This window comes from Limosilactobacillus kribbianus (genome assembly GCF_026413145.1).
In the GTDB taxonomy this organism is placed as follows: domain Bacteria; phylum Bacillota; class Bacilli; order Lactobacillales; family Lactobacillaceae; genus Limosilactobacillus; species Limosilactobacillus kribbianus.
Genome location: NZ_JAOVYZ010000072.1, coordinates 1 through 6,188, shown reverse-complemented (window position 1 = coordinate 6,188; position 6,188 = coordinate 1). Strand labels below are relative to the sequence as shown.

Below are 6,188 nucleotides of genomic sequence, written 5' to 3'. Positions count from 1 at the left end.
AGGCCACCTAATTAGTAACCGCGATTACTACTTAGGTGGCCTTAAAATTAACGAATTACTTTTCAAACGACATCCTGTAAGAACCGACCACTAATTGTCAAGCTCTTAACTTAATGACATTGACTCCACATGAAACGCTTTAGTTTCCTTGAAAAGTATGTTAGCTAAAATTAGTGGCCATATCTACAACCTAAATGATTATAAGCTGTAAGGGTTCTTCACATAGGCGAAAGAACTGCAGATAAAGACACAATAACGGATCTTGATACATTAACAGGTGGCCGACATCTTTCCATTCGGAAGCACGGAGACATTTGATTGTCTCCGTTTTTTTTGTGAACGAAACAAAAATGAAGTTGGGAATTAACCCAACCTCATTTTGATAACGGGGAAAATAACCGTGGGACGGATGGCTATTTCCCACTCACATTAAAAGTTAAATTTAATTTCCCGGGAAATATCATCAGTCTGGATCGGCTAGCGATTTGCCGCTTGTCGTTTCCTTAAAACCTTCAAAGGCCTTTTCGATGATTTGGTATTCTTCCTCAGTCAGTTTGACGCCCATAGCCTTGGCGTTGGCTTTGACCTGGTCGGCGTGCTTAGCTCCCGGAATTACAACGGAGATCAGCGGATTCTGCATGTACCAAGCCAAAACGGTTTGAGCCACCGTTGCCTGATGGGCAGCAGCGATTGGCCGGATAACATCAACGGCTTGGAGAACCTTGCTGAACCGCGGTTCGCTAAAGTCGGCAATTTGACTCCGGATATCATCGGCTGGGAAGTCGATGTGGTGGTCGTACTTACCAGTTAATAGTCCTGATGCCAGTGGGAAGTACGGGACAAAGCTAATCTGGTGATTGTGCAGATAGTCAAGCATTCCCTCGGTCAGGTGGTCCTGGTGGAGAAGGCTAAACTCGTCTTCAACGACATCCACGTAGCCGTCGGCGTTGGCTTCCTTGATCTGATCCAGACTAAAGTTGGAGATCCCAATGGCCCGAATTTTGCCGGCTTCCTTGAGTTTTTGTAAGGCACCAACTGCTTCGGCCTTTGGGGTGTCATGGTCTGGGAAATGGATGTAGTAGATATCGATATAGTCAGTCTGCAGTCGTTCCAGGCTCTTGTTGACCTGATCCGTCAAGAATTCGGGACTATTATCGATTACCTGTTCGCCGGTGGAGAAGTCCTGGGCCCCCTTGGTAGCGAGAACAACCTTGCTCCGGTCATATTCTTTCAAAACCTGGCCGACTAATTCTTCGGAATGGCCGAGCCCATAGACAAAAGCAGTGTCCAGCAGGGTGATGCCGCTATCGAGGCCGGCACGCACGAGTTCCCGTCCGTCTTCATCCTTAAGGTTGGGGAAAAGGTTATAGCCGCCGACCGCGTTGGTTCCAAGACCCAGCGGGGGTGCGTAAACGTCAGAGTGACCAATTTGTACTAATTTTGCCTTATCCATCTTGTTTAGACTCCTTTCGCAAACGTTTTCTTGTTATATTTTCATTATATCGTAGTCAGCGGAATGCGCGAAATAATCCGGTCGATTCTTAAGAAAAATATTGATTACAACCATGCCAATTATTATAATAAAGGTCCTTGGCAGGGGCGGAGAAACTGTTACCAAAATTGGCGGCAATTTCTCTTCTTTTTTGTTAATGGATGACACCGCTTACAAAAACTTTTTGTCCTTTGTGAAATAGGACTTTTACTATGATTAGTGCTAAAAAGTCCCGTAAGTAAAACGTTATAGCGATTCCAAATGCCTTGTAAACGATCTCATTTCACAAATGCCGTTATAAATTCTTCTTTACAGAGGGAAGTATTTAAGATATTCTAAAGATGTCGCAAAAGTTGACCCGCGGAACAAAGCAATTATTTTTCAATTCTGAGGAGCGGGATCAACAAAATTCTCTATCTTTTTTATAAGGGGTGTAAACATGTATCTCGCAATCAATATTCTGGGACTGATTGTGTTCCTCGCAATCGGCTGGCTCTTCTCCAAGGACCGCAAAGCCATCAACTGGAAGACTGTCGGTATTATGATTGTCATTAACCTTATCTTGGCATGGTTCCTGACTGGTTCTGCCGCAGGACGTGCCGGTGTTAAGGCTGCCGCTGACGGTTTCGTTTGGATCGTTGACGTATCCGCAAAGGGGACTGTCTTTGCACTGGGTGCTTGGTACAACACTAAGAACCTGAACTTCATCTGTTCGGCACTGATGCCAATTCTGATGATTGTTCCGCTGTTCGATATCTTGACTTACATTGGCTTTTTGCCATGGATTATCAAGTGGATCGGACGGGGACTTTCATACATTACTGGTCAACCAAAGTTCGAATCATTCTTTGCCGTTGAAATGATGTTCTTAGGGAACACCGAAGTGCTGGCCGTTTCTGGTATGCAGATTCGGAAGATGGGTAAGGAACGTAACCTGACGCTGGCCATGATGTCAATGTCTTGTGTTACTGCCTCAATCCTTGGTTCATACATTTTGATGATGCCTGGTCAATACATTCTGACTGCTGTGCCTATCAACATTATGAACTCGCTGATTGCTACTAGTATGCTGAACCCAGTTAAGGTTTCTCCTGAAGAAGATACCATCGAAAAGGTTGGTGCTACTGACAACGGTAAGAAGGAACCATTCTTCAGCTTCTTGGGTGACTCCATCCTGGGCGCTGGTAAGCTGATCCTGATCATCATCGCCAACGTTATTGCCTTCGTTGCCCTGGCTGCCCTGATCGACAAGATCCTGGGTCTGTTCTGGAAGCCACTGTCCCTGGAAAGCATCCTGGGTGTCATCATGTTCCCATTCTCCTGGCTGCTGGGTCTGCCAGTACACCAGGCATGGATGCTGTCACAGGACATGGGGATGAAGCTGGTTACCAACGAATTCGTTGTTATGGGTAAGGTTACCGGTGCGATCAACCACTACCCAGAACACTTGAAGGCCGTTCTGACCGTCTTCGTTACCTCCTTTGCCAACTTCGGTACTCTTGGTATGATCATCGGTGCCTTCAAGGGCCTGGCAAACAAGGAAGATAACGACTACATCGCTACTAACATTGGTTACCTCTTACTTTCCGGTATCCTGGTATCCCTGTTATCAGCAGCCTTTGTTGGTCTGTTCGTTTGGTAAAAACTAAAAAGCAGCTATTAGAGCTGCTTTTTTTAACCACTATTTCGTAAACGCTTGCATTTTCTAAGGAGGAAATAATTATGGCTACGAAGATTATTATGGATACTGACCCGGGAATTGATGACGCTGCCGCACTGACGATGGCCATCAACGACCCCGCAATTGACTTGAAGCTGATCACCGCCGTTGCTGGGAACGTGACCGTCGACAAGACGACCGCCAACGCTCTGAAGATTGTTCACTTCTTCGGCAAGGACATTCCGGTGGCCGCCGGGGCCGAACAACCACTGATCAAGCCGTTTGAGGACGCTGCCCGGATTCACGGCGAATCAGGGATGCCTGGCTACGACTTCGGCGACGATTACGGCAAGCCGCTTGACAAGACGGCCGTTGAAGCCCTGCACGACGCCATCATGGCCGAAGACGAGGTCATCCTGGTGCCAACCGGCTCCTACACGAACATCGCCCTGCTGTTCAGCCAGTACCCAGAAGTAAAGAGCCACATCAAGAAGATCGTGGCCATGGGTGGTTCCCTGTCCGGTGGAAACATGACCAGCGTTGCTGAATTCAACGTCTTCACTGACCCGGATGCTGCGCGGATCATGTACAATGCTGGCATTCCGATCGTTACGGTTGGCCTGGACGTAACCTTGAAGGCTCTGCTGACCAAGGACACGATTGCCAAGTTAGCGACGCTGAATAAGACCGGTGAAATGCTGCACGCCCTGATCACCCACTACAACGACGGGACGGATGAAGGACGACCAATGCATGACGTTAACACCATCTTCTACCTGCTTCACCCAGAAGCCTTCACGACCAAGAAGATGTGGGTTGACGTTCAGACTGAGGGCCCGGCAATCGGTGCTCTGGTTGGCGACATCCGTGGTGCCTACCACGATGGCAAGACCAACGCCGAGGTTTGTGTGGACATCGACGCCGACTACTTCAACAAGTGGTTCTTAGAAGAAGTCAGCAAGATGAACTAAATACTAAAATGAAGAGGAAATTTACTGATGAGTGAATTTCCTCTTTTTGAGTACAATTGCTAAACTTGTAAGCGCTTTGATGTTAGGGTAGAGGTGGTTATGATAGCACATGGTACTTATAGGAGGCTGATAATATGTCATTTCGGAACGTTACCGTTGCCGGAACCGGAGTATTGGGCAGCCAGATCGCATACCAAACGGCCCTGAATGGATTTAAGGTTACCGCCTACGACCTAGATGCAGACGCGGCAAAGAAACGGGTGCTGGCACTGGAAAGTAGTTACCAGCACGATCTTCATTTGACCGCGGCAGATTTTCAAAAAGGGCTCGACAACCTGACCTTTACTACTGATCTTCAGACCGCGGTCCAGGACGCAGATTTTGTTATCGAAGCCCTGCCGGAGGAATTAGAGGTCAAGGAAAAGTTCTACCAGCAATTATCGAAGGTGGCCCCGGCAAAGGCCATCTTTGCCAGCAACTCTTCAACAATGATCCCAAGCCAGCTGGTCAAGTATGTTGATCGGCCAGCTAAATTCCTCAACATGCATTTTGCCAACATGATCTGGCTGTGCAATGTTGCTGAGATCATGGGAACTAGCCAGACCAATCCGGCTGTGTTCCAAGCGGTTGTTGACTTTGCCCATGATATCAAGATGGTGCCAATCGCCATTCGCAAGGAACAACCGGGCTACGTCCTGAATTCGCTGTTGATCCCGTTTGTCGTCAGTGCGATGAGCCTGTGGGCAAAAGGAGTTGCTGATCCAGCCACAGTTGATAAGGACTGGATGATTTCCACCGGTGCGCCAGTTGGTCCCTTCGCAATGCTTGATGACGTGGGCTTGCATACTGTTAAAAACATCATGCTGGAGCTTTACCAAACCCGGCACAGTGACCTGTTCAAGCAGATTGCGGATAAACTGCAACCGATGATTGACGAAGGAAAAACTGGAGTTACGGCCGGTGAAGGCTTCTACAAGTATCCGCACCCGGCATTTCGAGATCCGGAATTTCTTAAGAAATAGATTGGTGGGGTGATATTGATGACTTTTAAGAAAATAACAATTGCCGGTGCCGGGGTTTTAGGCAGTCAAATTGCATATCAAACAGCGCTGTGTGGTTTTCAGGTAACGGTTTATAACCATCACATTGACACGGCGACCCGGCGGCTGAATGCACTTAAAGAGGACTATCAGCGGGACATGGGATTAACGGATGAAGAATTCCAGGCCGGGATGAATAACATTGTTAAAGTAACCACCGACCTTAAAGAAGCTGTTGCCGATGCCGACTACGTAATCGAAGCACTGCCGGAATCGTTGGCCCTGAAGGAAAAATTCTACCAAGAATTATCAGCCGTGGCCCCGGAAAAGACCATCTTTGCTAGCAACTCCTCATCCTTCGTTCCAAGCCAGTTAGTGAAGTACGTTGACCGGCCAAAGAAGTTTTTACACATGCACTTTGCCAACAAGATCTGGAAGTTCAATGTTGCTGAAATTATGGGGACGAACCAGACTGATCCGGCCGTTTACCAGGAGGTTGTCGACTTTGCCCGGGCCATTAAGATGGTACCGATTGAGGTTCATAAGGAACAGCACGGCTATGTCCTGAATGCGGTCTTGATGCCGCTGATCGGGGCAGCGCTCCAGCTGTGGGCCAACGATGTTTCTGACCCAGAAACAATCGATAAGGACTGGATGATCTCTACGCATTCGCCAATGGGACCGTTCATGATTCTCGACATGGTTGGTTTGCGGACGCCGCTGCAGATGGAAGAGAACTTGGCTCAGTCGACGCACCAAGAAATTCATCAACAGATTGCCGACAAACTAAAGACAATGGTGGACGCCGGACATGTTGGTCAAGAGTCGGGCGAAGGGTTCTATAAGTATCCGCACCCGGCATTTGAGGATCCGGACTTCTTGAAGAAATAATTGATTTAATCATGGCAGATTGTAAAATTTAAGTTGAACATTTAAGTGGACAGAAAAACCCATCAAGGTCTTTAATGGTGTTACCACACAATCCATTAGAAAGAAGGACCTTGATGAGCACCACTATTTTATCA

General features: G+C 47.7%; 5 protein-coding genes. 4 read left to right on the top strand and 1 reads right to left on the bottom strand.

The annotated features are described in order from the left end of the window. Positions 1-463: 463 nt before the first annotated feature. Positions 464-1,453 carry an aldo/keto reductase gene (locus tag OCT58_RS09795; protein WP_267202654.1) on the bottom strand — a complete coding sequence of 330 codons (990 nt, stop codon included), beginning with the start codon at positions 1,451-1,453 and terminating at the stop codon, positions 464-466. A 478-nt stretch (positions 1,454-1,931) separates the two neighbouring features. Here OCT58_RS09795 and OCT58_RS09790 point away from each other — a divergent pair, with 478 nt between their 5' ends. The 4 genes from OCT58_RS09790 to OCT58_RS09775 all read left to right on the top strand — a co-directional run bounded on the left by OCT58_RS09790 (position 1,932) and on the right by OCT58_RS09775 (position 6,054). Further along, positions 1,932-3,134, top strand: a complete 1,203-nt coding sequence (locus OCT58_RS09790) for a NupC/NupG family nucleoside CNT transporter (protein ID WP_267202653.1) — start codon at positions 1,932-1,934, stop codon at positions 3,132-3,134. Positions 3,135-3,214: 80 nt separating this feature from the next. Next, complete coding sequence (gene rihC / locus OCT58_RS09785; RefSeq protein ID WP_267202652.1) at positions 3,215-4,123, top strand: ribonucleoside hydrolase RihC; 909 nt, start codon at positions 3,215-3,217, stop codon at positions 4,121-4,123. Between the two features lie 134 nt (positions 4,124-4,257). Beyond that, positions 4,258-5,145: a 3-hydroxyacyl-CoA dehydrogenase gene (locus OCT58_RS09780; protein ID WP_267202651.1), complete on the top strand. Its 888-nt coding sequence runs from the start codon at positions 4,258-4,260 to the stop codon at positions 5,143-5,145. A gap of 18 nt (positions 5,146-5,163) precedes the next feature. Then, complete coding sequence (locus tag OCT58_RS09775; protein WP_267202650.1) at positions 5,164-6,054, top strand: 3-hydroxyacyl-CoA dehydrogenase; 891 nt, start codon at positions 5,164-5,166, stop codon at positions 6,052-6,054. Positions 6,055-6,188 lie beyond the last annotated feature (134 nt).

Bases quoted from the DNA above. Each gene is read 5' to 3' on its own strand.
- OCT58_RS09795 (WP_267202654.1), bottom strand. From the start codon at position 1,453: ATGGATAAGGCAAAATTAGTACAAATTGGTCACTCTGACGTTTACGCA.
- OCT58_RS09790 (WP_267202653.1), top strand. From the start codon at position 1,932: ATGTATCTCGCAATCAATATTCTGGGACTGATTGTGTTCCTCGCAATC.
- rihC (WP_267202652.1), top strand. From the start codon at position 3,215: ATGGCTACGAAGATTATTATGGATACTGACCCGGGAATTGATGACGCT.
- OCT58_RS09780 (WP_267202651.1), top strand. From the start codon at position 4,258: ATGTCATTTCGGAACGTTACCGTTGCCGGAACCGGAGTATTGGGCAGC.
- OCT58_RS09775 (WP_267202650.1), top strand. From the start codon at position 5,164: ATGACTTTTAAGAAAATAACAATTGCCGGTGCCGGGGTTTTAGGCAGT.